Raw genomic sequence first — 25,917 nt, forward strand, 5'->3', positions numbered from 1 at the left:
TTACTACTGTAACAGCGTTGGTTCAATCAATTTCCTGTATTCCTAGGCGATCGCCCGATTTGCTTGTGCATCCATTGCCAAAACGGCCATTGCCGCATCAATATTATACGGACATGGTGGTTTGTGTGGTTTATAGTCTTTTTCGCTCGTTGCGCGATGGCGTAATACCGCATTGACTAATACACATGGTTCTGGAGATAAATTAATTGCTCCATGCAACACTCCTGGGGGAATTTTTACTACTGTAGGTTTGCGATCGCTCAAGGGTATATATTGATAACGGCGATTCACCAACACCACTAACACAAAACTTCCTTTGACTACCAATAGTTGGTCTGTTTGTGTTTTATGAACAAAAAGATCGTCAATTGTGTTTGGTGGAATCTGTACCAGCATTGTCTCGTGACTTGATTGAGGGGTATAAAACTCAGTCATACCCCCCTTTATTGCTGATAGCGGACGAATCTCTACACTCCTGACCGAACTCATACCAGCACCCATAGATTTCAAGACCTAGCTTCTAGTCTAAGCCACCTTTTTATAAAAAGTTGTTACAAATGAACAAAAATACCCAAAATATGATATGGAAATAGTGTTAGCAAAAAGCTCATTGCTAATTGCTAACAGAAGAAATTACTAATTGATCGACACAGTCAAACTTCTGGGATCGCCAAAATTACCGTTGAGAATGACACCGCGTTTATTTGCATAAAGGTGACGCAGAATTTTGTAAATTGTCTCAACTTGGTCAGTTGCTTGGGCTTTTTCTGCGAGTTCAGCGAGGGAAATCGAACGGCTTTCATCTTCGAGAATTTGTAAGACACGTTTTTGTAAACCTAAAACCGCAGCAGCAGCTTTTTTCCCAGCCTCAACGCCTGGTTGATGGTAAGCATTGACATTAATTAGAGAACCATACAAACCAACAGCGCGCTCGTAAAGTGCAATCAGGGCGCCTACAGTGCGTGGATTAACTTGTGGAATTGTGGCGGTAATCGAATCGCGGTGGTTATCGTATAAGGCTTGGCGCGTTCCTTGCAGGAATCCTGATAGATAATCACCGGATGTCGTTCCTGGTTCTAATTCAGGTGAAGATCCTTGGCGGTCTTCTAATACTTCTATAAAAGTGGCAAAGAAATTCGGCACACCTTCGCGTAACTGTTGCACATAGGCGTGTTGATCGGTCGATCCTTTGTTGCCATATACCGCAATTCCTTGATTGACAACATTACCATCCAAGTCTTTTTCCTTACCGAGTGATTCCATCACCAGCTGTTGCAAGTAGCGGCTGAATAATAGTAAGCTGTCTTTGTAAGGTAGAAGCACCATGTCTTTTTCGCCGCGCCCGTTACCAGCGTAGTACCAACTCAATGCAAGTAAAGCCGCTGGATTGTTTTTAATATCGGGTACGCGCGTTGCATCATCCATTTCTTTGGCGCCAGCTAGCATCGCTTGGATATTAATTCCCTGTAAAGCCGCAGGTAGCAACCCGACAGCAGACATTTCTGAGGTACGTCCGCCTACCCAATCGAACATGGGAAAGGTTGCTAACCATCTTTCCGATTGCGCAAGTTGATCTAATTTGCTATCAGGAGTGGTAATGGCGATCGCATAGTGAGAAAAATCTAAATTCTGCCCTGCATAAGTTCTTTTGACTTCGAGCATTCCGTTGCGTGGTTCTGGGGTTTCACCTGATTTAGAAATCACAATGACTAACGTGCTTGCTAGGCGATTGCGCAGGCGTGTCAAAACGCGGTCAATTCCCGCTGGATCAGTGTTGTCAATAAAATGAATTCCCAGTGGGGGAAAATCTGGGGAGAGGGCTTCGGCGACAAATTGCGGTCCCAACGCCGAACCACCAATCCCAATTGAGAGAATATCGGTAAAGCGCGGGGCTTGTGGCGGATGAATCGCACCACTATGAATTTTGCGGGTAAAAGTTTCGATTTGTTCAATCGTTTGCGTAATATCGTGTTTGATTTCTGGCGTTGGGGCAAGATCCGGATTGCGCAACCAGTAATGACCTACCATGCGATCTTCGTCAGGATTAGCGATCGCGCCTCCTTCTAAAGCTGCCATATCTTGAAACGCTTTTTCAAACTTCGGTTGCAATTGCGCGACAAACGCATCATCAAATCTCATGCGACTGACGTCTAAATAGAATTCTAAACCTTCGTGGTAATAAAGCCAGTCTTGGTAACGTTGCCACAGTGTTGCAGCATCCATAGTCAATCTCTACTTACTCGTATCATCACACCAGTTTAATTTAAGTGTTCCACGATAAACGTTCAGCCCTCTACAGTGGGATTGTTCTGTGCGATCAGCGATGTGCTGTAGAATTCTTTTTTAAAGAGGTCAGAGGTCGGATATCAGGGGTCAGGGGGAAGAACTTGAACCGTAGCGGGAGGAATGCTGCTGAAGGCTTATTAAGCATCAATCTGATTTCTGATCCCTGACTCATTTTAACATCAATACGCTGCAACGAACACTAACGTCTATGATCCAGAATTTATCAGGTTGGGTTGGTTATCTAATTTTTCTTATCATCTCAACTGCTGTTTTTGCTTTATTTAGTTTAGGCTTAAATTTGCAGTGGGGATTTACTGGGCTAATTAACTTTGGTCATGTCGCCTTTATGACCATAGGCGCTTATACAACGGTTTTGCTAACCTTGCACGGCGTTCCTCTGATTATCGCTGCACTTGTTGGAGCGGGCGCCGCTGCATTGTTAGGATTGATTATTGGTTTATCGACACTACGTTTACGGCAAGATTATCTAGCAATTGTCACGATTGGTGTCTCTGAATTACTACGATTAGTTGTTAATAATCAAGATTTACCAACAGGAAATGGGTTTACACCAGGTTCGTTTGGCGTACAAGGCTATCCTCTACCACTTGTAAGTTTTGACCCAACGTTGCTGACACGTTTGGGTATGATTGCATTGCTGACGTTGGTTGTTGGAGTGTGTTATTGGCGTTTGTGGAAGTGGGTGGTGGGAAAGGCGCAGCAGAAATTGCAGAAATTGCAGGGGCAAGGCAATGCCTTGCCCGTACGAAATTTTTTATCACGGTTGATGTTGGGGGTTTTGGCAGCGGGATTGATTTTAGTGTTGTTTTTCGCAGGTGCGATCGCGCTCTATAATTACACGAGTTATGCCAATGCAGGGTTGATGCTAATTTCAGTTTTGGTTTTAGCGTTGGTGTTTTGGCGGCTAGAAGTATTGGTGCGATCGCCTTGGGGAAGAGTCCTCAAAGCGATTCGGGAAGATGAAGATGTCGCGACGGCGTTGGGAAAAAACGTGTTTTGGTACAAGTTGCAAGCGTTGATGTTGGGAGGTGCGATCGCCGGAGTTTCGGGCGCATTATTAGCATGGCAATTGACAACGATTTACCCTGATAATTTCCAACCACAAATTACGTTTGATGCTTGGACGATGGTGATTTTAGGTGGTGCAGGAAATAATGTTGGCACGTTACTCGGTGCGGTGGTTTACTGGGCGTATGACGCGATTACGCGCTTTGCTTTACCTGCAATTTTCCCGCTGGATGAAGCGCGATTAGGTGCATTTCGGATTATGGTGATTGGTTTAATTTTGATGTTACTGATGCTGTGGCGTCCACAAGGGATTTTAGGTAAGAAGGAGGAATTAACGCTGGGAAAATGAGTAGCTAGTAGTTAGTAGCTTGAAAAAGGAATTACTCATACACAATGGATACACCCTTATTAGCAGCGAGTGGTTTAGTTAAAAGTTTTGGTGGAATTAAAGCCGTTGACAATGCCGAAATTACTGTAGCACCAGGTAGTATTACAGGTTTAATTGGTCCCAATGGTGCAGGGAAAACAACATTGTTTAACTTGTTATCAAACTTTATTCGCCCAGATAAAGGTCGCGTAATTTTTGATGGCAAACCGATTCAAGAGTTACAATCGCACACAATTGCGCAACAAGGAATGGTGCGGACGTTTCAGGTAGCCCGAACGCTTTCGCGGCTATCGGTGATGGAAAATATGCTGCTAGCAGCGCAAAATCAACTTGGAGAGAACTTTTGGCAAGTGCAGTTCCGACCATACCTGATTAAGAAACAAGAACGTCACCTGCAACAGCGTGCAATGTTGCTTTTAGAATCGGTTGGGTTAGCGCATATGGCGTATGAGTATGCAGGGGCGCTATCAGGGGGACAGCGCAAGTTACTGGAAATGGCGCGGGCGTTGATGACACAACCGAAGTTAATTTTATTAGATGAACCTGCGGCGGGGGTAAATCCTACATTGATCAATCAAATCTGCGATCGCATCCAAACTTGGAACCGTGAAGGAATGACGTTTTTGATTATAGAACACAATATGGATGTGATTATGTCTTTGTGCGATCGCGTTTGGGTACTTGCTGAAGGTCGTAATCTTGCAGTTGGTACTCCGAGTGAAATTCAAAGTAATCCACAAGTTTTAGCAGCGTATTTAGGTCAATAGATGATCGGTTCGCCAGAAGTCAACAAAATCATCAGAAAAATTTTATCTCCTGTACTGCGAGGTAATGGCTTCGATAAAGTCAAGACGAGAAATAATTGGGCTGACCGCGATCCTTGTATTTGGGTTTTAAATATTCGGGCAGTAAAACCGCATTCTTTTCCTTCTGTGTCAGTGAGTGTTTGGTTAGGAATTTACTATAAGTTTATTTCTCCAGATATTCCAGGAAGATTACTCGTTGATACTGATAAAGATGGTAAACTTATTCCTAAAGAATGGATGTGTCATATTAGAAATCATTTAGTTTTAGCTGAACTAGACCAATCTAAATATACAAAATCTCTGCGTTCTTCTGCTGAAGCTAATAGAAACGATATTTGGTGGATAGAACCTGACGGTAGTAATTTAGAAGACGTGATTCACGATATTAAAATAGCTTTTTTTAACTCAAGGAATTCAGTGGTTTAATGCTTACTTCGATTTAGAATATGCTTTTAGTTGCATTGACTTTCTCGCACCTGATTTTTTAGTTGAAGACATTGATGAAACAGGAAGAATGGTAACCACGCTGCAAGAGACTTCGCCAAATACCTTGGTTATCAAGATAAAGTCGTAGCGTATGTAGCGTGGGAGGAGAGTCGAAAACGAGAATATTTAAAGCGCGTGTGTGAGTTTGGTGGAGGGGTTATTGATACCTGCGATTTAGAAATAGAATTAGAATTAAACCGCAACGTTATCCTTGAAAAAGATACTTTTACAAACTCAGGTTTTGTTTTTTCCAAAACAACTTACCCTGGTCATGGTCCTCGCTGGGATCAATATTGGAAAGTCTCTCAAGATGTACCGATTAATTCACGTCTTGATAATTCTTAATAAATTAGTATAAATACATACAAATCGTGGCTATTTGTAGTGTATATCTTTGAAAATCTGTCAAAGAGCGTGCTATATACAAAGTTGAATTGTGTGAGGAGAGTTTGTGTCAAAAGTATTACGCCGAATGGCGAATAATAGCCTATTTGTACTGCATTTTTTGCTGTATCAATTCACAAGCGTTGCAAGTGCTTCAGAAGCAAACCCAGATAACCTTTTAACTCAGTCTAAATCTGCATCAACGCCAGAAATGGCGCAAGTCACGTCGGTTTCCCAACTTTCTGACGTACAGCCGACAGATTGGGCGTTTCAAGCGTTGCAATCGTTGGTTGAGCGTTATGGTTGCATTACAGGATATCCTGATGGAACTTATCGCGGTAATCGCGCATTAACGCGTTATGAATTTGCGGCGGGGTTGAATGCGTGTTTGAATCGCGTTAACGAATTGATCGCCGCAGCAACAAGCGATCAACTAAGTCGGGAAGATTTAGCTACTCTCCAAAGATTACAAGAAGAATTTACAGCTGAACTTGCAAGCTTGCGTGGAAGAGTCGATGCTTTAGAAGCGCAAACCGCCGAACTTGAAGCAAATCAGTTTTCTACCACAACAAAACTTGTAGGGGAAGCTATCACGTATCTTGGTGATGCCTTTGGTGAAACTGCGAGCGATATTAATAATACAACACTCGGTTATCGCGTTCGCCTGAATTTTGATACAAGTTTCACTGGACAAGATCGCTTGCGAACTCGCTTACAAGCAACAAATTTAAGATTATTCGATTCAGGCGGAACGTTTGGCGGTAGTCAAGGAACTCGTGAGGGACAAGACGTTACAGATCCACCAGAACTATTTGGATTTGGTAACACAGGTGAAACACGTGTAGCACCTAGTAGTATTGCCCAGAGTGGTGAAGTTATCTTAACTACGTTGCAGTATCAGTTTCCTGTAAGCGATCGCTTGCGCATTTACTTAGAAGCAAATGGAACCGATCCGACATCCATTACCGATCCAATTAGTCCATTTTCTGTTACGGCAACAGGTGCGGTATCTAACTTCGGACAACTTAATCCGATGTATATTCCCATCGGTAACCAAGCTGGTATTGGGGCAAACTTTTTAGTCACACCAGAACTCAGCTTAGACTTTGGCTATTTAGGAGGAACTAACGCCAATAACCCAGATTCAGGCTTATTTAACGGCGATTACAGTGCGTTTACCCAGTTAGTTTACAATAGCGATCGCGCTAGATTAGGTTTATTTTATCTCAATGGTTACTCTAGTAATTTTGGCGTTGATACGCTTGCAGGTAGTAATCCCGCAAAAGTGATTGTTGTCAACGATGTCAACAACCCTGAAAATAATTTGAATAATCCAATTGTTGCAAATGTCTACGGCGCACAAGTTAATTTCCGCGTTTTTGAAGGATTTGAAATCGGTGGTTGGGTAGGTTATACTGCGGCGCGGGCTGTGGGTGAAATTAAAGGCGATGCAGATATCTGGAATTATGCCGTAACGTTATATTTTCCTGACTTATTCCGCGAAGGAAACGCTGGTGGTATTGTTGTCGGTATGCAACCACGCCTCACAGGAACAAGTAATGCTATTTTAGCCGCAGCAATTGGTTTACCCGACGGGCAAAGAAGCGATCGCGATACAGGTTTACATCTCGAAGCTTTCTATCGCTATCAGTTAACCGATAATATCTCAATTACGCCTGGTATCTTTTGGTTAACTGCACCAAACCACGACGCGCGTAATCCTGATGTTGTGATTGGCGTGATTAGAACTTCGTTTGTATTCTAATGAAAACTGATCGCCGATCCTAGTTAACTAAATATAAAATGTGGGGTAGGTATCTTGCCTGCCCACGTTGACTCACTTAGTAACTCAATCCTGTGAACAATAAATCAGTATGTGATAGTTGGTTTGCAACTCACAAAATTAGCGATCTCCTCTACTGCATCAACGAAATTCACTACTGGGAATGGAATCGGGCGAATATCTGGTTAATCAAAGGACAAAAGCAAGATTTACTCATTGATACAGGTTTAGGTGTTGCTAGCTTGCGACAATACATCGCAAGTTTAATCGATAAACCGCTACTGGCGATCGCTTCTCACGTTCATTTCGATCACGCGGGTGGAATTCATGAATTTGACGAGATTGCGATTCACACCGCTGAAGCTGAAGCTTTACGCCACGGAGATTGTCACGCAGCTTTGTGCAATCCTGAATCAGGTTGGATACTTGACGAACACTTTTCGCAATTACCCTATCCAGGTTTTACCGCGACACAGTATACTTTTCAAGCCGCAGAACCGACTCAATTATTACAAGAAGGCGACGTCATTGATTTAGGCGATCGCGCCTTTGAAATTTTACATCTTCCTGGGCACTCTCCTGGATGCATTGCCTTATACGACCCATTTAGCCAAGAACTTTTTTCTGGCGATATCATTTACGATGGTGACTTACTCGATCAACTTCCTGGTAGCGATATTTCCGCTTACATTGCATCTTACGAATACCTACAGCACTTACCTGTAGAAATCGTTTACCCTGGACACTATCACATGTTTGGACAACAACGAATGCAAGAACTCATTGCAGATTATCTTGCAGCCAAACGTCAACCTGGTTGCCCTGCAAAAAATTTTAGTCTCAATACTCAAGAAATCGTTAAGCAACACACGCATAGAAGTGGTGGCTAAACACTAGTCAAATCTTTTCTCGAAACTGATCGAGACCATTGAGGATCAATTCGAGTCCGAACTCGAAATCATGAATACCATCATAACGACCTTCAATGACGTGATGCGTAAGCTGATTGAGGTAAGGGTACTGATCCGCAGGGATGAATGCAACGAAGTTTTTCGCGACCTCTGCATACTCTGTCGCTGCGAGGGGAAAGTTCAGTTCCTGAAGCGTAAATCCATAAATATGGCTATCGATCGCATTCCACGCCCGATCTGCCATCTCAAACGAAAAGCCTGCTTTGCATAAACAGCCTAACGTCGCATCTACATAGCGCAACATCGCTGAACCTGTATTCATCTGTGACATTAACGCCATCGTTGCCCAGGGATGACGCAACAGCACCTCGTGAGCCGAGATCGCCCGTCGCCGCATTGCTGTTTTCCAGTCAGTTTCAAGGCTAGGCACTTCAATCTCGCTCACTACAATATCAACAATGCCACATAAGATATCGTCCTTATTGGTGACATGATTATACAGTGACATCGCCTTGACGCCCAATTTCTGAGCTAGCTTCCGCATGGAGAGTGATTCAACGCCTTCCTCGTCGGCTATGCGCATAGCCGCGTACAGTATTTTTTCTCGACTTAGTGGGGTTGGGGGAGGTGTATGAGAGTTTTTTTTTGCCATTTAATCGGATCAATTCTTAACGCACAAAACAAGTAAATTCTAGGGTTTGAGTTTGCTTTTCATCTTGACAAACTTACGGCGTAAGTTAAACTTACAGTGTAAGTCAAAATATTGAAGGTCATGAAAATATCGAATACCCCCATCCCCGTACTAGGGGACAACAAAAATGACAAAATGAAAGCGATCGTCCTCACCAAATACGGTTCACCAGAGGTGTTGAGTCTGCAAGAAGTTGACAAGCCGGTTGTGCCAGACAATGGCGTACTGGTGCGGGTTCATGCTGCGTCTGTTAATGCTGGCGACTGGCATCTCATGCGAGGGACTCCATTCTTCATTCGTTTCATATTTGGGGGAGTCCTCAAGCCAAAAATCAAGATCATCGGTTGTGATGTAGCAGGGCAAGTTGAAACGGTTGGTAAAGATGTCACGCAGTTTAAGCCTGGTGATGAAGTCTTTGGAGACTTGTCTGAGTGTGGTTTCGGTGCATTTGCCGAGTACGTTTGTGCAACAGAAACTGCCTTGGTGCTAAAACCAGTTGCTATAACATTTGAAGTAGCTGCAACTGTTCCTGGGGCAGCCCTTGCTGCTTTGCAGGGTTTGCGAGATGTGGGTCAAATTCAGTCAGGGCAGAAAGTGTTGATCGCTGGTGCATCCGGCGGTGTGGGTTCTTTCGCAGTGCAAATTGCCAAGGCATTTGGTGCTGAGGTGACTGCTTTATGCAGCACAAAAAAAATGAATATGGTGCGATCGTTTGGCGCAGATTGCGTGATTGACTACACTCAAACAGATGTCACCCAACATGGGCAGCGTTATGACCTAATATTTGATGCAGCAGCGTATCGTTCAGTTTTCGACTATTTGCCAATATTGACTCCTGGGGGAACCTACGTCATGGTTGGCGGATCTATTGCTCGATTTTTCCAAGTAATGCTTCTTGGATCTTGGATTTCGAGAACCAGTCACCGGAAGGTAAAATGTCTGGCTTCAAAACCTAATCAAAAGGATCTCGTTACTTTGAGAGAGTTGATGGTAGCAGGCAAGATCGTCCCCTTTATCGATCGATACTACGACTTGAGCGAAGTCCCTGCCGCAATTCGTCATCTTGAACAGAGACAAGTGATGGGAAAAGTTGCCATTGGTATTTGATATGCAGTCTATTAGTTTGTATTCATAATAACAAAACAAAATTCTCTCTTACCTATACTTGTTATAATATGTACACTTAACGCGCCTTGTTATGGTATTCACCATTTCAACCAAAGCAATATCAAAAATTGACACTTCTTATTATTTGCATCATAAAAAGCATCTGTGGAATGCGATCGCAATTGCCTATACTTTAGGTGGATACGGTAGTGCGATCGCGCTGATTCTCCTTTCCAATTTTTGGCTCAACGCCTTAGGAGTTGTATTGCTTGCTCATAGCCTGATTATTTCAGCATATCTATCCCACGAATTTATGCACGGCACGATTTTTGCTGAACGCAAGTGGAATGCCGTTGGTGGTAATATTATGCTGTGGCTAAACGGTGGCTGTTATGCTCGATTTAGAGATTTAACGCAAGATCACATTGCACATCACATCAATCGTGTTGATTTTGCTGCATTTAACATTGCGGATTTGATGAACAAGCTACCCGCATTTATCCGCAACATCATCTTAGGATTAGAGTGGCTGCACTTCCCAATTGTTTCATTTATCTTTCAGTGGCGCAGTATTTTTGCACCTTTTTGGGAACCGCAACGACAGGATGAACGCGGAAGAATTATGACGCTTCTCATAGTACGTGGATTACTATTGACTGGATTAGCATTGATGTCACTCAAAGCGCTAGCACTATATTTTCTCAGCTACATTGGTATGATTATTGTGCTACGATTTGTTGATGCTTTTCAGCATACTTATGAAGCGATTCCTGTCGGTTCGCCGTTACCGAAACGAGATTACACCTACGAACAAACCAACACATTTTCTAACGTGATTTCGCAACGTTACTGGTGGCTGAACTTGTTACTTTTAAACTTTGGCTATCACAACGCACATCACGAACTGATGAAATGTCCTTGGCATAGTTTACACGAACTTGACCGCGAGATATTTACAGGCGAAGAAGTGCACTACGTTACGCTACCGAAATTATTAGGAAACTACCATCGCTTTCGGATAGAGCGAATTTTCTCGGATCAAGGGACTGCAATTAATGAACAGGGTAACTTGCAATTAGAGACGTTTTATGGTGCGATCGGTGTGTCGTTCTTAGTGAAGTTTTAATTTCATGCAATTACCTGAAGCTTTAGAAAACGTTTTTGCGGATAATCGCGAACCTGATGCAATTTTTAATGAATTGCTACCTGCATTATGTAATATATTGCAAACAGATCGGTGCTTTCTGTATCTGCGCAATCCGTACAATCAAACGGGAAAAGTAGCATATTGCTGGCGACGAAGTGCAGAAATTCCTAATGTCATAGATTCAGAATGGAGTAAAGAACCTGAATCACTCGCCGCAGAAGACCCTTTGTTTTCCGCAGCGTTACAAGCTAAACCTTCTGTGTATGTTGAAGATGTCGAAATGGCAAATTCGGAAGTTGTTAATTTAGATTTTGAACGCAAACATTTTGGTCATCGCGCCTTAATTCACGCTCACCTATGCAAAGATGGTTTATTGTGGGGAATTTTGCAACCGTGTATTTTTGGTAAATCCAGAGTTTGGAGTGACAGCGATCGCGCCATCATCACAGAATTGGAACAACGGTTAACACCGCTAGCAATCACTTACGTTAAAACTGTTGGAATTTAGCTTTTAACAATTGCGCAAACAGTGCATCACTTCGCGTTTAATTGCTGTAAATTCGGGAGTTAGTTTAATTTCAACATCGCGATTTTGTGGTAGATCAACAAGAATTTCTTGTTTAATTTCTCCTGGATGCGCACTCATGACAAAAACACGTTGTGATAAAAAGACAGCTTCTTCAACATCGTGCGTGATCATCCAAATTGTTGTATGAGTTTGTCGCCACAAATCGAGTAAAAATTGCTGCATTTGCTCTTTGGTTTGAGCATCTAATGCACCAAAAGGTTCGTCCATCAATAATACATCCGGTTCATTCGCTAAAGCACGCGCGATCGCGACTCGTTGTTTCATTCCCCCTGATAATTGCTTAGGATACGCTTTGGCAAATCGAGTCAATCCCACAACATCCAAAAAGTAAGCAATGCGTTCGTTGCGTTGTTTTGCACTCAGCGATCGCAGTCGCGAACCAAAGCCGATATTACCAGCGACAGTTAGCCAAGGGTACAAAGTATAATTTTGAAATACCATACCGCGATCAGGTCCAGGACCAAGCACAATTTCACCATCAACTTTGACTTCGCCGGACGTCGGTTGCATTAATCCGGCAATAATATTAATTAACGTTGATTTACCGCAACCAGAAGCCCCGACAACACAAACAAACTCGCTTTCGTATAACTGAAAATTAATGTTTTGTAAAACTGCGAACGATTTACCTTGACTTGGAAAACTTTTGCTTAAACTACTAACTTCTAACTTTGGTTGTTTGCTGCGATCGCCAGCTAGTATTGTATAAGTTTCTAGCGAAATTCGAGTCATTACATTTATTTATCAATGCAAGTCGGAAATACTTTTTATCTAAGCAAATAACAAAGTAATAAACTGTTAAATAAGATACAATGCTGTTGGTTGAATAATAAGCATAATTTTCTCGAATCTTATTACTTTAGCTTCCAGCTTCATTTTGTGATGACTCAGGTATTTTCTCAACCGCGCAAAAGATATCTTCCACCTTCGACGTTTTGGAGTTTGCGTCAAGGATTTCCGCAATGGCTGCGTCTTTTCCTATCAGCGATCGCCTTAGCTTTACCATTATTACTATGGGCATTAATTAGTTACAGTGGATTAACAACTCCTGTCTTTTTACCAACACCTACAGCGGTAATTGATGCAGGAATTCGGATGTTTACCGAAGAAGATTTACACTTAGATATTATTGCAAGTAGTTTGCGCGTTGCGGCGGGGTTTCTTGTGGCTGCATTCGTTGGTGTACCCATTGGAATTTTAATGGGAACTTTCTACAGCATGGAAAGTTTATTTAGTCCAATTGTTGGTACAGTTCGTTATATGCCGGTTGTGGCATTTGTGCCTTTAATTATTATTTGGGTTGGTTTAGGTGAAGCGGCAAAAGTTTTGATTATCTTTCTGGGAGTTGTTCTTTATAATGCAATGATGGTTGCGGATGCGGTTAAATTTATTCCGGATGAAATGCTCAATGTAGCATATACGCTAGGTTCCAATCGCCGAGAAGTATTATTTCGCGTGATTGTTCCTGCAACGTTTCCGAGTGTTTTAGATACATTGCGTGTTAATATTTCTGGAGCGTGGAATTATTTAGTCATTGCTGAATTAATTGCTTCGCAAAATGGCTTGGGATATCGCATTGTGCAATCGCAGCGTTTTTTACAAACTGACAAAGTTTTATTTGCGATCGCCATCATCGGAGTTATCGGTTTACTCATTGATTACGGCTTAAAATTACTTTCTAAAGCTTCAACACCTTGGGCAGATCAAACTCGTAGCTATTAAAGCTTGTGTTGCCATACCCAAACCGACAAGTGTCATCATTAACGCACTTGCGGTAGGTAAAAAGCGCAATAATCTGATTTGGGTAGGTAGCCGCTTAAATAAATCTTGCGCATAAATGAGAAGTAAGCCTAAAGCTGTGAGACCCCCTGCTAAACCCAAACTAAATGCGAAGACTAAGAGTAATCCCCAGCCAATATGACCAAGTGTGATCGCACTTAAGAGTAATACTAAAGCTGCTGGACAAGGGACAAGCCCGCCAGAAACTCCAAGAGCAAATAAACTACGCCAGTTCATTAGCAACCTGAGCCAAGACCAATGGGAAGTGCTTGAGCCGTTAATTCCACCAGCTAAGACTGGCGGTCGTCCCCGTCAAGTAAATATTTGGGTAGTCCTCAATGCAATTTTTTATGTCTTAACTCTAAGGATGCACTAGGCGCAACCTGCCTGGAGACTTTCCTCACTGGCAAACGGTGTATACGTATTTCCGCAACTGGCGCATTGATAGAACGTGGGTGCAGATTCATGAGCGTCTGCGAGAATGGGCAAGAGTAGCACAAGAGCGCCATCCCAGCCCATCCGAAGTAATTGTCGATAGCCAAAGAGTCATTCATTGCGGCAATGGTAAGTGAGGCGTTAGGGTTTGATGCAGGGAAATTGGTGAAAGGACGCAAGCGATTTCTGGCGGTGGACACTTTAGGAAACGTAACTCTGATGCGAGTGCGAAGGAATTTGCCACTCAATAAAAGAAAGTCCGCTCGCATGTAATTACTCATAAAAATCTTATTTTAGTGTACGAAGGTACACTTTGCCTCAATAACTCTGACTTCAGTCAAAGGGCGCCTATAATTCATGCAGGAGGTCTAATCAATAGTTGATAGAAAGTGGTGAGTTACAAATGTTAAGTGTGGAGTTAGTTACAAATTATTCTATTCAATAGCTCTATCATCGCAGTTAACTTAAAACTTTCTTACATATGAAACAAATCAATTTAGCAAAAACCGCGTTAATTTGCATTGATATGCAAGCAGGAGTTTTCACAGGTGAAGGAAACTTACCGCATGTCGGAACAGCTGAAGTTCTCCCTAAAGCGAAAAAAGTTTTAGCAGCAGCGCGAGAAGCCAAAATACCAATTATTCACTTTCAAGAAGTCCATCGTAAGGAGATGGTAGATTTTGGTAGAGAATTAGATGGTGCTGAACTTGTGCATTGTTTAGAAACTTGGGCTAGCACCAACTACTATTGGGAACTCGCACCGATTGATGGCGAGTTTGCTATTACTAAAAGGCGATACAGTTGCTTTTTTGGTACAGATTTAGAAATTCTTTTGCGTGGGTTGAAAGTTGATACTGTTGTGTTAATGGGAACGATGACAAATGTTTGCGTTCATTACACCGCAGTTGATGCGCATCAACGCGACTATCACTTTCATGTTATAGAAGATTGCAGTGCTGGTTCCGATTGGGATGCACACTGGGCGGCTTTAACAGCAATGGAATATTTACAAACAGGTGCGCGTATTCTTCACACTGATTTTATTGCCGCTTTGCATCCCGTAGCAGTTAAGTAAAAGTGTATTTTTTATGCTTGCACTTCTCGTAAAAACCTTGGTTCTAGAGTGTTACTCAAATCTGGGGCTTGGGGAATTTGTTTTTGGGAAACAAGAAATTGTGACAAGTCGTTCATGTGATCGAGCAAATATATATCACTTTGGGGATTACCCAGCATTTCTAAATTGGTTGGTAAATCGATGAGTCTGACGCCTTTGAGTTGTTCTTCGACTTCTTGGGGTGTCAACTGCAAGCGTTTACCTGCGATCGCTAGTGCTTCATCGCGGTTTGTTTCCATAAATTCGCGCGCCTGCAAAATTCCTCGAATAAAACCTGTAACAGCGTTGGGGTTTGCTGCGATGAACCTCGTACCGAATAAATACACATCCACAATCGCGCTTGGCATTTTAGAAGTATCGTAAATAATTCTGCCGTCTTGCTGCGCTTGATCTGCTTTTTGTAAGAATGGTGAATAAGTGACTGCAATCTCAGTTCTTCCTGCTTGATACGCCGCTGCTGCTGCATCAGGTGTAACGTTGGTGAGTCTGACATCATCACCACTCAAGCCTGCTTCTTTCAGAACTTGGAGTAAGAAGAAATGACTGACTCCGCCAACCTCGACAGCAACTTCTTTACCTTTAAAGTCAGCAATACTGGTAATACTATTACGCGCTAAAATTCCATCGCCGCCTAGCGAGTTATCCGCTGCCATAATAATGCGATAGTCTACGCCTTTAGCAGCTAAAGATACAGCTTCCGAGGTAACGACAGCTTGACTGTCAAGTCGTCCTGCGCCAAAAGCAGCCATTGCATCGGTAGCTGAACTAAAATCTCTAAAATTGAGGTTTAAACCGTTTTCTTGAAAAAAGCCTTTCTCTAAAGCAATATACAAAGGCGTGTAACCAATCCACAGCGTACTTCCTGATGTCGCTGAAACTTGGTTTGTCGTAGATGATGTGTTAGATAGCGTTCCTGATTGCTGAGTACACGCGTGTAGCGCCAAACTTCCTGCAAACCCTGTAAATAAAGATAATGCTTGACGGCGCGTCCAATGTGAATGATTACTCATACTCATGAGTATCTTTATCCCTAAATTGCTCTCTCGCACCATTAAGCGATTTATTTTAGTGAAAAAATGTTAATAAAAATACAATTTGCATAGTTATAATTCTATAACTTTTTAGGTATCTATTAGTAGCATCTACGCATGAGCAGACAAATTGCTGCTTTATTAATCTACTTGCAATGAAAAAATTTAGGCTATTATTTTCGATTTCGCTTGCAGCAATCGTTGCTTTCATCATCGTTGTCAGTGATGGCATAAATAACAAAATTGCTGCTCAATCACAATACGCTGGGCGCACTTTGGTGATGGTAACATCTGCTGATTACCCACCTTATGAATTTAGAGATACAGCAGCTGGAAATGAAATTATTGGCTTCGATATTGATATTGCAAATTATATTGCCCGCGAGCTAGGATTTGAATTAAAAATTCAAGATACAGACTTTAGTGGTATAATACCAGCCTTACAATCGCAACGTGCTGATTTTGCGATGGCGGGGATGACACCTACAGCCGAACGCCGACAGAATGTAGACTTTTCTGATATTTATTACGAAGCAAAAAACACAATTGTTGCGCTTAAGGGTAGCAACTTTCAGCAACCTGAAGATTTAGCAGGGAAAAGAGTCGGCGTTCAACTTGGTTCAATTCAAGAAACTGCGGCGAGAGAATTTAAAGATGTCACAATCGTTCCCCTCAACCGCACCGGGGAGATTATTCAAGAAGTCAAAGCAAGGCGCGTTGATGCGGCAATTATTGAAGATACGATCGCCACAGGCTTTGTTGCAAACAACCCCGATTTAGAATTTAACACGATTGATGCAGGCGAAGGCGGTTCCGCGATCGCATTTCCTAAAGGTTCTCCCTTAGTTGCTGAGTTCAACCGCGTCTTACGGCAAATGCAAAGTAGCGGAGAAATAGACAGGTTAGTTAACAAGTGGTTTGGCGGCGAACCCGCAACGACAGCAACTGCAAATGATGGGGCGTTTTCTTTTGCACAAATTGCGCCGAGTATTCCCTTTATTCTACGCGGTATTTTAGTCACTTTACAGTTCACTGCCTTATCCGCAGTTTTTGGGTTTATTTGGGGAACAATTCTTTCCCTATTTAAAATCTCGACTTTTAAACCGTTAGTTTGGTTTGCAACAGCTTACACATCAATTTTTCGCGGGACACCATTACTATTGCAAATTGCTTTAGTTTACTACGCTACACCCCAAATCACCGGCTACAATATTCCCGCGCTATTAGCTGGGGTGATTACATTTACCCTTAATTCGGGTGCGTACATTTCTGAAACAATTCGCGGCGGTATTCTGGCGGTTGATAAAGGACAACGCGAAGCAGCACTTTCTTTAGGTGTTCCTTACCGACCAATGATGTTAGATATTATCTTACCTCAGGCAATCAAAAATATTTTGCCTGCGTTGGTAAATGAAAGTATTGCGTTACTTAAAGATTCAGCTTTAGTTTCTACAATTGGTGTAGCAGATCTATTGCGTCGCGCTCAAATTGTTGGTGCAGAAAGGTATATCTACTTTGAACCGCTGATAGTTGCTGGCGTTATTTACTACTTAATGGTGATGAGTTTAACTTGGGGGGGCTATGCGCTTGAAAGAAGATTACAACGTAGCAGTTGATGTTGCGGTTGATGTTGAAGATTTATATAAATTCTTTGGCAATCTTAAAGTTTTACGCGGAATTTCTACTAAAGTTAATAAAGGCGAAGTTATTGCTATTATTGGTCCAAGCGGTTCAGGAAAATCAACTTTCTTGCGCTGCATGAATTTACTAGAAACGCCAACATCAGGGAAAATTTACATCGATGGTGTCGATATTACATCTCGCAAATGCGACATCATGAAAATTCGGCAAAATGTGGGAATGGTGTTTCAGCACTTTCATTTGTTTCCACATATGACGGTGCTAGATAATGTGACGTATGCGCCTATCAATGTTAAGCACGTCGATAAAGCAGTAGCGCGACAAGAAGCGATGGATTTGCTAACTAAAGTAGGGTTGGCAGAAAAAGCTGATGTTTATCCTTCTAAACTATCTGGAGGACAAAAACAAAGAGTAGCGATCGCGCGATCTTTAGCAATGAAACCGCAGGTTATGCTATTTGATGAACCTACTTCTGCACTCGATCCCGAAATGGTGAAAGAAGTGTTGGAGGTGATGAAAGATTTAACGCAAACTGGCATTACAATGGCGATTGTGACGCATGAAATGGGCTTTGCAAGAGAAGTCGCGCACCGAATCTTATTTCTAGATGAAGGGCGTTTAGCTGAAGATGCAACCCCGCAGGAGTTTTTCAATAATCCGCAATGTGATCGCGCGAAACAATTTCTCGAAAAAATGCTGTAACTTAAATTTAGCAAATAAATTCGCAGCTAAACAAACAAAGTCCACGAAGGTGGACTTTTTCATAAAAATATTATTTTAGTGTGCGTAGGCACACTTTGTTAATGTAGCCTTGACTTCAGCTTAAATGTCGAGTTCAGCAAGATTCAAGCGTGAACCGTAAGTCTCGATAAATTCGCGACGAGGTGCAACGCGATCGCCCATCAAAATTGTGAAAATGCGATCAGCTTCCGCAGCGTCTTCGATCTCAACTTGTTTCATTGTGCGCGTTTCTGGGTTCATGGTTGTTTCCCACAATTGTTCGGGCATCATTTCGCCTAAACCTTTGAATCGTTGGATTGTATAATTTGCGTTATCAGGAAACTCGTGCTGAATGAGATTTTGAAGTTCGCGATCGCTATAGCAGTAGTAATGATTGCGCCCGCGTTCTACTTTATACAGTGGAGGACACGCAATATAAATGTAACCTTGATCAATCAGTTCGCGTTGATAGCGGTAGAAGAACGTGAGTAACAAGGTGCGGATGTGCGCGCCGTCTACGTCGGCGTCAGTCATGATTACAATGCGGTGGTAGCGCAACTGCGAAGCATCAAACTCCTCGCCTTTGACACCTAAGCCGAGGGCGGTAATTAATGCTTGGATTTCGGTATTTTTGTAGATTTTGGCGTCGTCGGTTTTCTCAATATTGAGGATTTTACCGCGTAAGGGTAGGATTGCTTGGAAGCGGCGATCGCGTCCTTGTTTGGCACTTCCACCCGCTGAATCTCCTTCAACGATGAAGATTTCTGATTCACTCGCGTCTCTGGAACTACAATCGGCTAATTTACCAGGTAACGGCGATGATTCTAGAACTGATTTGCGTCGTACTAATTCACGTGCGTGACGCGCAGCTTCTGCGGCTTTAAACGCTTGAATCGCTTTATCTAAAATCGAGTCGGCGACACTAGGATGAAAATCAAGGTACTCGGTAAGAACTTCGCCTACAAGCGAGTCAACAATACCGCGAACTTCGGTGTTACCGAGTTTCGTTTTCGTTTGTCCTTCAAATTCTGGATCGGGAACTTTAACCGAAATAACTCCTGTTAAACCTTCACGGACGTGTTCGCCGCTGAGGTTAGGTTCGTTGTCTTTAATTTTATTCCGCTTGCGCGCGATCGCATTAAGTGTCCGCGTCAGTACAGCTTTTAATCCTTCTAAGTGGGTTCCACCATCAACCGTACGAATGTTGTTAGCAAAGCCTAATATATTATCGGTATAAGCATCAACAGACCACTGTAAAGCAACTTCTACTTGAACATTGTTGCGTTCTCCCTGCACAAAGATGATTTCTTCGTGTAAGGGCTGCTTTTCGCGGTTCATGTACGCGACATATTCTTTAATTCCACCTTTATACTCGTATGTCTCGACTTTCGGTTCGCTGCTTTTGAGGAGTTCTAGGCGGCGATCGCTAAATGTAATTTTGACACCAGCGTTTAAGTATGCTAGTTCGCGCAAACGTCCAGCTAGTGTGATGTAATCAAACTCGGTTCCTGTTGTAAAAATTGTGGCATCTGGTTGAAACGTGACAGAAGTTCCGGTTTTTGCTTCTTTGCTCGGTTTTACTTGCAGTTCTGTCACTGGTATGCCACGCTCAAAGCGTTGAACGTGAACGTGCTTGTCACGCCATACCGTAACTTCAATCCATTCTGATAAGGCATTCACGACCGAAATCCCAACTCCGTGCAATCCTCCAGAAACTTTGTACCCACCGCCACCAAATTTACCTCCGGCGTGTAATACTGTCATTACAGTTTCTAGTGCTGATTTGCCAGTTTGGGGGTGTGTATCTGTGGGAATGCCTCGACCATCATCTGTAACGGTTACTGAACCATCCGCATTTAAGTCCACCTCCACATGCGTGCAGTATCCCGCCAAAGCTTCATCAATCGAATTGTCTACAACCTCGTAAACTAGATGATGGAGTCCTCGCGGACCAGTGGAGCCAATGTACATACCCGGTCTTTTGCGCACCGGTTCCAGACCTTCCAGAACTTGAATCTGATCGGCGCTGTAACTGCTAGTCATGCAAGGTATTCTCCACGAAAATTAAAGATTGAGCCGCGATCCGACTCAAAAAATAGAAAAACGCTCCTAAATTGTAGCATAAAAGCCTTCAAGACGGCTGCAGAGGGATTTTAGAGGAAATTTTTCAGGGGGATGGACCCAACTAATTTTTATCGATCTTGCTTAATGACAATTTGCGGGGCGACAGCGACGGGAAAATCAGGACTTGCGATCGCGCTTGCTACCAAACTCAATGCTGTCATTCTCAGCGCCGACTCGCGTCAAGTGTACCGCGAATTTAACATTGGCACAGCCAAGCCATCAGTTGCGGAACAAATCTTAGTACCGCATTATTTAATTGATATCTGCGCACCTACCGAAACTCTCACCGTTGCAGATTACCAAGCACAAGCACAGACTTTAATCACTCAATTTCAGCAGCAAGGGCAAATTCCACTATTAGTTGGTGGTACTGGGTTGTATATTCGTGCAGTGGTACAGGGGTTGAAGATCCCTAGAGTCGCGCCGCAGATCGAGTTGCGATCGCAGTTAGAATCGCTCGGTCAAACGCAACTATACAGTATTTTGCAACAAGTTGATGCGGTTGCAGCGCAGAAAATTCACCCGAACGATGCAGTCAGAACACTACGCGCATTAGAAGTCTTTTATGTTACAGGGCGTCCGATATCACAACAACAAGGAGAAAACCCACCAGATTATCCGATTTTACAGATTGGCTTAGATTGTCGTGGAGAAAGTTTGCGCGATCGCATTACTCAACGTACTGAACAAATGATTGCAAACGGCTTAGTTGCTGAAGTGGAATATCTTTGTGATAAATATGGTACTGACTTACCGTTGTTAAATACTTTGGGATACCACGAGATCAAGAAGTATCTTACTGGTGAAATTACCCTCGATGCAGCAACAGAATTAACCGTTTTGCATACACGACAATTTGCTAAGCGACAGCGTACCTGGTTTCGCGCCTATCCGCAAATTGAATGGTTTGATGCTGATGCGCCTGATTTGTTTGAACGAGTTTACCAGCGAGTGCAAGCATTTTTAAACCTGTATGAATACGAGTAATATCATAATGCGTGCAGGGTACCACACTTCGCTTATATAGCCCCGACTTCAGTCAGAAGGCTCAATTCCCATTCTTCGCAATTGTTCAGCAAGAATCTGGGCGCGTTGTTCAGCTTGTGCAGCGCGTTGTTCAGCTTGTGCAGCGCGTTCATCTCCAGTCAGTAAAATACTTCCATCTTGGTAGCACCAGCGTAACCAGGTATCTTGCCTACCTTCAAATTCTCCTTGCCATATTGTGACACCCAGTCCAACTTGTTCGAGCCAAGTTTCATTAATTTCTGAATATCGCATTCCTCGGAGTTCATGCACACGCAGCACTTGTCCAAACTGCTCAGTCGGATCGTACACAATATAGTAGCTAACGCGCATATGCTCGTAGATTCTGAGTTTTTTTCCTAGTTCATCGCCCTCTTTGTTAGAAACAATCTCAATCACAACTTCCGGTGGTTTTCCAAAACGCCACACCATGTAACAACGATTTTGCTTATCCCACCAGTTTTGTGGTACTTGTACGTCAAAACTAAGAAAGACATCGGGGACAATCGCGGGTTGCAAGTCTGTATAGTAAACACCGACATTTGCGGCTGCAATTAAAGTGCGCTTTTGCATAGCACTATAAATCGAACTAACTAGAAGCCGTTGTTGTTTTTCAGAAGCAAAATTATCCACTGGTGTATCGTCTTCAGTCACTAGCTGATTAGCATCTGGTACGTAGTAGTCATCGTCACAGATAAAAGTTTGCTCAACCATGATTACCACTTGAAAAACGCTATCTTTAGCTTAGTTGATAGATATGATTTACTCGTATATGAACAAATCTTGTCAGAATATTATTTAAAGCCCTTCGTTAAACACAAGCCACCTATGCGTCTTAAAAATCAGCAGCACAGCAAATGGAAGCCAATTATCAAGCAATTTGAGGCTGTTCTTGGTAAAAATGGCGTAGTGCAGCGCAAGGAAGAATTAATTACCTATGAGTGTGATGGTTTAACTAGCTATCGTCAGCGTCCTGCGGTGGTTGTGTTACCGCGCACAACAGAACAAGTTGCAGAGGTAGTGAAAATCTGCGATCGCAACTTGATTCCCTTCATCGCACGCGGTTCTGGTACTGGCTTATCGGGTGGTGCGCTACCAATTGAAGATTGCGTGTTGATTGTCACCGCCATGATGCGGCAAATTCTCAAGATAGATTTAGAAAATCAGCAAGTTGTTGTCCAACCTGGAGTTATTAACAATTGGGTAACGCAAACTGTTAGCGGTGCTGGATTTTATTATGCTCCCGATCCTTCAAGTCAAATTATCTGCTCAATTGGTGGTAATGTTGCAGAAAATTCGGGTGGCGTCCACTGTCTCAAATATGGCGTCACCACAAACCACGTTCTCGGGTTGAAACTTGTACTTCCTGACGGCACAGTTACCGAAGTCGGTGGACAAGTTCCAGAAATGCCTGGATACGATCTTACAGGCGTTTTTGTCGGTTCAGAAGGTACGCTAGGAATCGCCACCGAAATCACTTTAAAGATCCTCAAAACTGCCGAATCAATCTGCGTTCTCTTAGCAGATTTTACCAGCGTCGAAGCCGCAGGAGCCGCCGTATCCGACATTATCAGCGCCGGAATTATTCCTGCTGGAATGGAAATGATGGATAACCTCAGTATTAATGCTGTTGAAGATGTCGTTGCAACAGGTTGTTATCCTAGAGATGCTGAAGCAATTTTGCTCGTTGAAATCGATGGATTAGCTGTAGAAGTTGCTGCCAATAAACAACGAATTGCTGATATCTGCAAACAAAATGGTGCGCGGAGTATTACGACAGCAAACGACCCAGAAACCCGCTTAAAATTATGGAAAGGTCGTAAAGCCGCTTTTGCTGCTGCGGGTCATCTTAGCCCAGATTATTATGTTCAAGATGGCGTGATTCCCCGTACGCAATTACCTTTTGTCTTACAAGAAATTGAAAACTTAAGTAAACAATACGGCTATCGCATTGCTAACGTATTTCATGCCGGTGATGGCAATCTTCATCCTTTAATTTTGTATAATAATTCCATTCCAGGTGCATTAGAAAAAGTTGAAGAATTAGGCGGAGAAATTCTTAAACTTTGCGTTAAAGTTGGTGGAAGCATTTCCGGCGAACACGGAATTGGTGCTGACAAACGCTGCTATATGCCTGATATGTTTACAGAAACCGATCTAGAAACAATGCAGTATATCCGTCAAGCATTTAATCCACAGGGACTAGCAAATCCTGGAAAAATATTTCCCACTCCTCGCACTTGCGGAGAAGCTGCAAGATCTGAAGCTGCAAAGAAGTTTGAATCACTGGAGCGATTTTAATTTTGCCTAGGTATAACAACAGTTACTGTAGTACCAAATACAACTCAAATAGCTACTAAAATTTCGCCTCTATATAACTGCTGCTATACCTAAGTTAGTTCCAGGAAGGATATATACGATTGTTACTACCTCGATAAAAAGAACCAAACAAGTTTTTGTACTCCGCTTTTAGAAGACCAATTCCTCGACCTCGAATTTTGAAAACGACTTCTTCTAAATCACACGCTACTCAAATACAAAAATCTCCTCTAGACACGCACTGTGATAGTCAAAGTGTTATATGTAAAGTATTAAATTGAAGGTAAATAAGAATGGATAAATAAGCATAATCTAAGTAAATCCACGTCAAAAGTAATACTGATTAAATCCACTTGAGCATTATGAATGCGATCGCCCAAAAATTAGAAACCATTGTTGGTAATTCTAGAATTCTAGCCTGGGACGCCATTGAAACTACGCGTCGCGAACAAATACAACAGGCGATCGCAACAGAAAATTATCCTTGTTTTGTCTATCCTCAAACGCAAGCAGAACTTGCAGAGGTTGTAGCCTACGCGTACCAAAATCAATGGAAAATTTTACCTTGTGGTAGCACAACTAAACTCAATTGGGGTGGTCTAGCACAAGACGTACAAATTGTCATCAGCACTGAACGCATTCACCAATTAATTGAACACGCTGTAGGAGATTTAACCGTAACAGCCGAAGCAGGAATTCGCTTTGCAGACTTACAAACAACTTTAGCAACTGCGGGGCAATTTCTTGCGCTCGATCCCACTACACCTGAATCTGCTACGTTAGGAGGAATCGTTGCCACTGCTGATACTGGTTCGTTACGTCAACGTTACGGAGGAGTACGCGATCAACTTCTAGGAATTAGTTTTGTACGTGCGGATGGCAAAATTGCTAAAGCTGGAGGAAGAGTTGTTAAAAATGTTGCTGGTTACGACTTAATGAAGTTGTTTACTGGTTCATACGGTACGTTAGGAATCATCACCTCGGTCACATTCCGCGTTTATCCCATTCCAGAAGCTTCTGGTACAGTCGTATTGACTGGAAATGCAGATCAAATCGCCCAAGCTGTCACAAGTTTACGCGCATCAGCTTTAACTCCAGTCGCATCAGATTTACTCTCACAACAATTAGTCATAAATTTAGATCTAGGTCAGGGCTTAGGCTTGGTTGTGCGGTTTCAAAGCCTCAGCGCCAGCGTTAAACAGCAAGCTGCATCACTTTTAGAATTAGGACAACAGCTGAATTTACAAGGCGCAGTTTATACAGATGATGAGGCTGAGTTATGGCAGAAATTGCAACAACAAATGCGATCACCTACCAAACCGACTGAAATTACCTGCAAAATAGGGGTATTACCAACAAACGCTGTCGCAACGCTTACGCAATTCGATCCGCACATGGGTTTAATTCACACAGGTAGTGGTTTAGGTTTATTGCGGTTTGATACTGATGTGAATAAGCAAAATATTTTGCAAATGCGAGATTTCTGTCAGTCGCAAGGAGGTTTTCTTTCAGTTTTAGCTGCCCCACCAGCACTAAAAGAAAAAATTGATGTTTGGGGATACCAGGGTAATGCTTTAGAAATGATGCAGCAGATTAAACACCAGTTCGATCCAAATAATATCTTAATTCCATCCCGTTTTGTTAGAGGAATTTGATTTTAATTCTTCTTTTTCTTCCGTGGTTCTTAAAAATGAGTAGCTTTATATTGGATCTAAAACCTTTTCTCTCTTTAACAGACGAACAATATTATGAATTATGCCGAAAAAAGCCTGATTTAAAATTAGAAATAAATTCATCAGGTCAACTGATTATTATGCCACCTACAGGAGGAGAGAAAGGAAGAAAAAATGCAGATATTATTAGTCAATTAGTTGTTTGGAATAAAAAGAAACTAGGAGTTGTCATTAATTCTTCAACCGAATTTAAGTTACCTTTAGAGAGCGATCGCTCTCCAGATGCTGCGTGGATAAAATTAGAACGCTGGCGATCGCTGAGTGATGAAGCTAAAAAAAGTTTCCTTCCCTCTGCCCAGATTTTATTATCGAACGGGAGCATGTCACCGCAATCTACTGCCCAGACAAAGCCATAAAACCCGAACAACAGCAAGGTCTCAAAGCCAATCTG

The 25,917-nt window shown here is 42.6% G+C and carries 25 protein-coding genes and 1 pseudogene; 18 read left to right on the plus strand and 8 right to left on the minus strand.

Annotation, left to right across the window (positions count from 1 at the left end; translation table 11 throughout):
- Nucleotides 1-42 precede the first annotated feature (42 nt).
- Together NIES1031_RS16960 and NIES1031_RS16965 are read right to left on the minus strand one after the other, a co-directional pair.
- The gene (locus tag NIES1031_RS16960) at nucleotides 43-489 is read right to left on the minus strand and encodes a cupin domain-containing protein (RefSeq protein ID WP_073550750.1); all 447 of its coding nucleotides are present in this window, start codon (nucleotides 487-489) and stop codon (nucleotides 43-45) included.
- A gap of 147 nt (nucleotides 490-636) precedes the next feature.
- Complete coding sequence (locus tag NIES1031_RS16965) at nucleotides 637-2,223, minus strand: glucose-6-phosphate isomerase (RefSeq protein ID WP_073550689.1); 1,587 nt, start codon at nucleotides 2,221-2,223, stop codon at nucleotides 637-639.
- A 271-nt stretch (nucleotides 2,224-2,494) separates the two neighbouring features.
- On the opposite strand from NIES1031_RS16965, the gene NIES1031_RS16970 reads away from it, so the two are divergent.
- From NIES1031_RS16970 to NIES1031_RS16995, 6 genes are all read left to right on the plus strand, one after another.
- Nucleotides 2,495-3,664 carry a branched-chain amino acid ABC transporter permease gene (locus tag NIES1031_RS16970; RefSeq protein WP_073550690.1) on the plus strand — a complete coding sequence of 390 codons (1,170 nt, stop codon included), beginning with the start codon at nucleotides 2,495-2,497 and terminating at the stop codon, nucleotides 3,662-3,664.
- 44 nt (nucleotides 3,665-3,708) lie between these two features.
- Nucleotides 3,709-4,470 (plus strand): ABC transporter ATP-binding protein, encoded by a 762-nt coding sequence (locus tag NIES1031_RS16975; protein ID WP_073550691.1) that lies wholly within the window; start codon nucleotides 3,709-3,711, stop codon nucleotides 4,468-4,470.
- Nucleotides 4,471-4,935, plus strand: a complete 465-nt coding sequence (locus NIES1031_RS16980; RefSeq protein WP_073550692.1) for a DUF4304 domain-containing protein — start codon at nucleotides 4,471-4,473, stop codon at nucleotides 4,933-4,935.
- A 195-nt stretch (nucleotides 4,936-5,130) separates the two neighbouring features.
- Entirely contained in the window at nucleotides 5,131-5,340 is a 210-nt protein-coding gene (locus NIES1031_RS16985) for a hypothetical protein (protein WP_073550693.1), read from the plus strand.
- A gap of 106 nt (nucleotides 5,341-5,446) precedes the next feature.
- Nucleotides 5,447-7,144 (plus strand): iron uptake porin, encoded by a 1,698-nt coding sequence (locus NIES1031_RS16990; RefSeq protein WP_073550694.1) that lies wholly within the window; start codon nucleotides 5,447-5,449, stop codon nucleotides 7,142-7,144.
- 92 nt (nucleotides 7,145-7,236) lie between these two features.
- On the plus strand, nucleotides 7,237-8,052 hold the full coding sequence (locus NIES1031_RS16995) for an MBL fold metallo-hydrolase (RefSeq protein WP_073550695.1): 816 nt from the start codon (nucleotides 7,237-7,239) through the stop codon (nucleotides 8,050-8,052).
- Nucleotides 8,053-8,059: 7 nt separating this feature from the next.
- On the opposite strand, the gene NIES1031_RS17000 is transcribed toward NIES1031_RS16995, so the two are convergent.
- Nucleotides 8,060-8,725, minus strand: coding sequence for a TetR/AcrR family transcriptional regulator (locus tag NIES1031_RS17000; protein ID WP_178378164.1), 666 nt, complete (start codon nucleotides 8,723-8,725; stop codon nucleotides 8,060-8,062).
- A gap of 120 nt (nucleotides 8,726-8,845) precedes the next feature.
- On the opposite strand from NIES1031_RS17000, the gene NIES1031_RS17005 reads away from it, so the two are divergent.
- From NIES1031_RS17005 to NIES1031_RS17015, 3 genes are all read left to right on the plus strand, one after another.
- Complete coding sequence (locus NIES1031_RS17005) at nucleotides 8,846-9,871, plus strand: NAD(P)-dependent alcohol dehydrogenase (protein ID WP_084544385.1); 1,026 nt, start codon at nucleotides 8,846-8,848, stop codon at nucleotides 9,869-9,871.
- Nucleotides 9,872-9,962: 91 nt separating this feature from the next.
- Entirely contained in the window at nucleotides 9,963-10,997 is a 1,035-nt protein-coding gene (locus tag NIES1031_RS17010) for a fatty acid desaturase family protein (protein WP_073550696.1), read from the plus strand.
- A 4-nt stretch (nucleotides 10,998-11,001) separates the two neighbouring features.
- Nucleotides 11,002-11,526, plus strand: coding sequence for a GAF domain-containing protein (locus NIES1031_RS17015; RefSeq protein WP_073550697.1), 525 nt, complete (start codon nucleotides 11,002-11,004; stop codon nucleotides 11,524-11,526).
- Nucleotides 11,527-11,529: 3 nt separating this feature from the next.
- Here NIES1031_RS17015 and NIES1031_RS17020 read toward each other — a convergent pair whose 3' ends face one another.
- Nucleotides 11,530-12,339 carry an ABC transporter ATP-binding protein gene (locus NIES1031_RS17020; protein ID WP_073550698.1) on the minus strand — a complete coding sequence of 270 codons (810 nt, stop codon included), beginning with the start codon at nucleotides 12,337-12,339 and terminating at the stop codon, nucleotides 11,530-11,532.
- Between the two features lie 150 nt (nucleotides 12,340-12,489).
- Here NIES1031_RS17020 and NIES1031_RS17025 point away from each other — a divergent pair, with 150 nt between their 5' ends.
- A complete protein-coding gene (locus NIES1031_RS17025; RefSeq protein ID WP_073550699.1) occupies nucleotides 12,490-13,329 on the plus strand; it encodes an ABC transporter permease in 840 nt (279 codons plus the stop codon).
- Here the strand turns inward: NIES1031_RS17025 and NIES1031_RS23905 are convergent.
- Nucleotides 13,294-13,623: an urease accessory protein UreH domain-containing protein gene (locus tag NIES1031_RS23905; RefSeq protein WP_073550700.1), complete on the minus strand. Its 330-nt coding sequence runs from the start codon at nucleotides 13,621-13,623 to the stop codon at nucleotides 13,294-13,296. The two genes, NIES1031_RS17025 and NIES1031_RS23905, sit on opposite strands and share 36 nt — an antisense overlap.
- Between NIES1031_RS23905 and NIES1031_RS25755 the strand changes: the two are divergent.
- Nucleotides 13,622-14,034, plus strand: a pseudogene (locus tag NIES1031_RS25755) (transposase); the annotation flags it as partial. The gene NIES1031_RS23905 and the pseudogene NIES1031_RS25755 sit on opposite strands and share 2 nt — an antisense overlap.
- Nucleotides 14,035-14,302: 268 nt before the next feature.
- Nucleotides 14,303-14,896 (plus strand): cysteine hydrolase family protein, encoded by a 594-nt coding sequence (locus NIES1031_RS17045; RefSeq protein WP_073550701.1) that lies wholly within the window; start codon nucleotides 14,303-14,305, stop codon nucleotides 14,894-14,896.
- Between the two features lie 11 nt (nucleotides 14,897-14,907).
- On the opposite strand, the gene NIES1031_RS17050 is transcribed toward NIES1031_RS17045, so the two are convergent.
- On the minus strand, nucleotides 14,908-15,945 hold the full coding sequence (locus NIES1031_RS17050) for an ABC transporter substrate-binding protein (protein WP_236738878.1): 1,038 nt from the start codon (nucleotides 15,943-15,945) through the stop codon (nucleotides 14,908-14,910).
- 176 nt (nucleotides 15,946-16,121) lie between these two features.
- Between NIES1031_RS17050 and NIES1031_RS17055 the strand changes: the two genes are divergently transcribed.
- On the plus strand, nucleotides 16,122-17,582 hold the full coding sequence (locus NIES1031_RS17055; RefSeq protein WP_073550703.1) for an ABC transporter substrate-binding protein/permease: 1,461 nt from the start codon (nucleotides 16,122-16,124) through the stop codon (nucleotides 17,580-17,582).
- Entirely contained in the window at nucleotides 17,548-18,309 is a 762-nt protein-coding gene (locus NIES1031_RS17060) for an amino acid ABC transporter ATP-binding protein (RefSeq protein ID WP_073550704.1), read from the plus strand. Before NIES1031_RS17055 ends, NIES1031_RS17060 begins: the two co-directional genes overlap by 35 nt.
- 120 nt (nucleotides 18,310-18,429) lie before the next feature.
- On the opposite strand, the gene gyrB is transcribed toward NIES1031_RS17060, so the two are convergent.
- Nucleotides 18,430-20,370 (minus strand): DNA topoisomerase (ATP-hydrolyzing) subunit B, encoded by a 1,941-nt coding sequence (gene gyrB, locus NIES1031_RS17065; protein ID WP_073550705.1) that lies wholly within the window; start codon nucleotides 20,368-20,370, stop codon nucleotides 18,430-18,432.
- A 132-nt stretch (nucleotides 20,371-20,502) separates the two neighbouring features.
- Between gyrB and miaA the strand changes: the two genes are divergently transcribed.
- The gene (gene miaA / locus NIES1031_RS17070) at nucleotides 20,503-21,438 is read left to right on the plus strand and encodes a tRNA (adenosine(37)-N6)-dimethylallyltransferase MiaA (protein WP_073550706.1); all 936 of its coding nucleotides are present in this window, start codon (nucleotides 20,503-20,505) and stop codon (nucleotides 21,436-21,438) included.
- Between the two features lie 48 nt (nucleotides 21,439-21,486).
- On the opposite strand, the gene NIES1031_RS17075 is transcribed toward miaA, so the two are convergent.
- Nucleotides 21,487-22,188, minus strand: a complete 702-nt coding sequence (locus NIES1031_RS17075) for a Uma2 family endonuclease (RefSeq protein WP_073550707.1) — start codon at nucleotides 22,186-22,188, stop codon at nucleotides 21,487-21,489.
- A 114-nt stretch (nucleotides 22,189-22,302) separates the two neighbouring features.
- Here NIES1031_RS17075 and glcD point away from each other — a divergent pair, with 114 nt between their 5' ends.
- The 3 genes from glcD (at nucleotide 22,303) to NIES1031_RS23910 (ending at nucleotide 25,882) form a co-directional block, all read left to right on the plus strand.
- Nucleotides 22,303-23,775 (plus strand): glycolate oxidase subunit GlcD, encoded by a 1,473-nt coding sequence (glcD, locus tag NIES1031_RS17080; protein ID WP_073550708.1) that lies wholly within the window; start codon nucleotides 22,303-22,305, stop codon nucleotides 23,773-23,775.
- Nucleotides 23,776-24,155: 380 nt separating this feature from the next.
- Nucleotides 24,156-25,448, plus strand: a complete 1,293-nt coding sequence (locus NIES1031_RS17085) for an FAD-binding oxidoreductase (RefSeq protein ID WP_073550709.1) — start codon at nucleotides 24,156-24,158, stop codon at nucleotides 25,446-25,448.
- Between the two features lie 35 nt (nucleotides 25,449-25,483).
- Entirely contained in the window at nucleotides 25,484-25,882 is a 399-nt protein-coding gene (locus tag NIES1031_RS23910) for a Uma2 family endonuclease (protein WP_073550710.1), read from the plus strand.
- Nucleotides 25,883-25,917: the final 35 nt, after the last annotated feature.

This window comes from Chroogloeocystis siderophila 5.2 s.c.1 (genome assembly GCF_001904655.1).
Taxonomy (GTDB): Bacteria; Cyanobacteriota; Cyanobacteriia; order Cyanobacteriales; family Chroococcidiopsidaceae; genus Chroogloeocystis; species Chroogloeocystis siderophila.

Coding starts and splice junctions, on each gene's coding strand:
- NIES1031_RS16960 (WP_073550750.1), bottom strand. CDS start 489: ATGAGTTCGGTCAGGAGTGTAGAGATTCGTCCGCTATCAGCAATAAAG.
- NIES1031_RS16965 (WP_073550689.1), bottom strand. CDS start 2,223: ATGGATGCTGCAACACTGTGGCAACGTTACCAAGACTGGCTTTATTAC.
- NIES1031_RS16970 (WP_073550690.1), top strand. CDS start 2,495: ATGATCCAGAATTTATCAGGTTGGGTTGGTTATCTAATTTTTCTTATC.
- NIES1031_RS16975 (WP_073550691.1), top strand. CDS start 3,709: ATGGATACACCCTTATTAGCAGCGAGTGGTTTAGTTAAAAGTTTTGGT.
- NIES1031_RS16980 (WP_073550692.1), top strand. CDS start 4,471: ATGATCGGTTCGCCAGAAGTCAACAAAATCATCAGAAAAATTTTATCT.
- NIES1031_RS17000 (WP_178378164.1), bottom strand. CDS start 8,725: ATGGCAAAAAAAAACTCTCATACACCTCCCCCAACCCCACTAAGTCGA.
- NIES1031_RS17005 (WP_084544385.1), top strand. CDS start 8,846: ATGAAAATATCGAATACCCCCATCCCCGTACTAGGGGACAACAAAAAT.
- NIES1031_RS17010 (WP_073550696.1), top strand. CDS start 9,963: ATGGTATTCACCATTTCAACCAAAGCAATATCAAAAATTGACACTTCT.
- NIES1031_RS17015 (WP_073550697.1), top strand. CDS start 11,002: ATGCAATTACCTGAAGCTTTAGAAAACGTTTTTGCGGATAATCGCGAA.
- NIES1031_RS17020 (WP_073550698.1), bottom strand. CDS start 12,339: ATGACTCGAATTTCGCTAGAAACTTATACAATACTAGCTGGCGATCGC.
- NIES1031_RS17025 (WP_073550699.1), top strand. CDS start 12,490: ATGACTCAGGTATTTTCTCAACCGCGCAAAAGATATCTTCCACCTTCG.
- NIES1031_RS23905 (WP_073550700.1), bottom strand. CDS start 13,623: ATGAACTGGCGTAGTTTATTTGCTCTTGGAGTTTCTGGCGGGCTTGTC.
- NIES1031_RS17045 (WP_073550701.1), top strand. CDS start 14,303: ATGAAACAAATCAATTTAGCAAAAACCGCGTTAATTTGCATTGATATG.
- NIES1031_RS17050 (WP_236738878.1), bottom strand. CDS start 15,945: ATGAGTAATCATTCACATTGGACGCGCCGTCAAGCATTATCTTTATTT.
- NIES1031_RS17055 (WP_073550703.1), top strand. CDS start 16,122: ATGAAAAAATTTAGGCTATTATTTTCGATTTCGCTTGCAGCAATCGTT.
- NIES1031_RS17060 (WP_073550704.1), top strand. CDS start 17,548: ATGCGCTTGAAAGAAGATTACAACGTAGCAGTTGATGTTGCGGTTGAT.
- gyrB (WP_073550705.1), bottom strand. CDS start 20,370: ATGACTAGCAGTTACAGCGCCGATCAGATTCAAGTTCTGGAAGGTCTG.
- miaA (WP_073550706.1), top strand. CDS start 20,503: ATGGACCCAACTAATTTTTATCGATCTTGCTTAATGACAATTTGCGGG.
- NIES1031_RS17075 (WP_073550707.1), bottom strand. CDS start 22,188: ATGGTTGAGCAAACTTTTATCTGTGACGATGACTACTACGTACCAGAT.
- glcD (WP_073550708.1), top strand. CDS start 22,303: ATGCGTCTTAAAAATCAGCAGCACAGCAAATGGAAGCCAATTATCAAG.
- NIES1031_RS17085 (WP_073550709.1), top strand. CDS start 24,156: ATGAATGCGATCGCCCAAAAATTAGAAACCATTGTTGGTAATTCTAGA.
- NIES1031_RS23910 (WP_073550710.1), top strand. CDS start 25,484: ATGAGTAGCTTTATATTGGATCTAAAACCTTTTCTCTCTTTAACAGAC.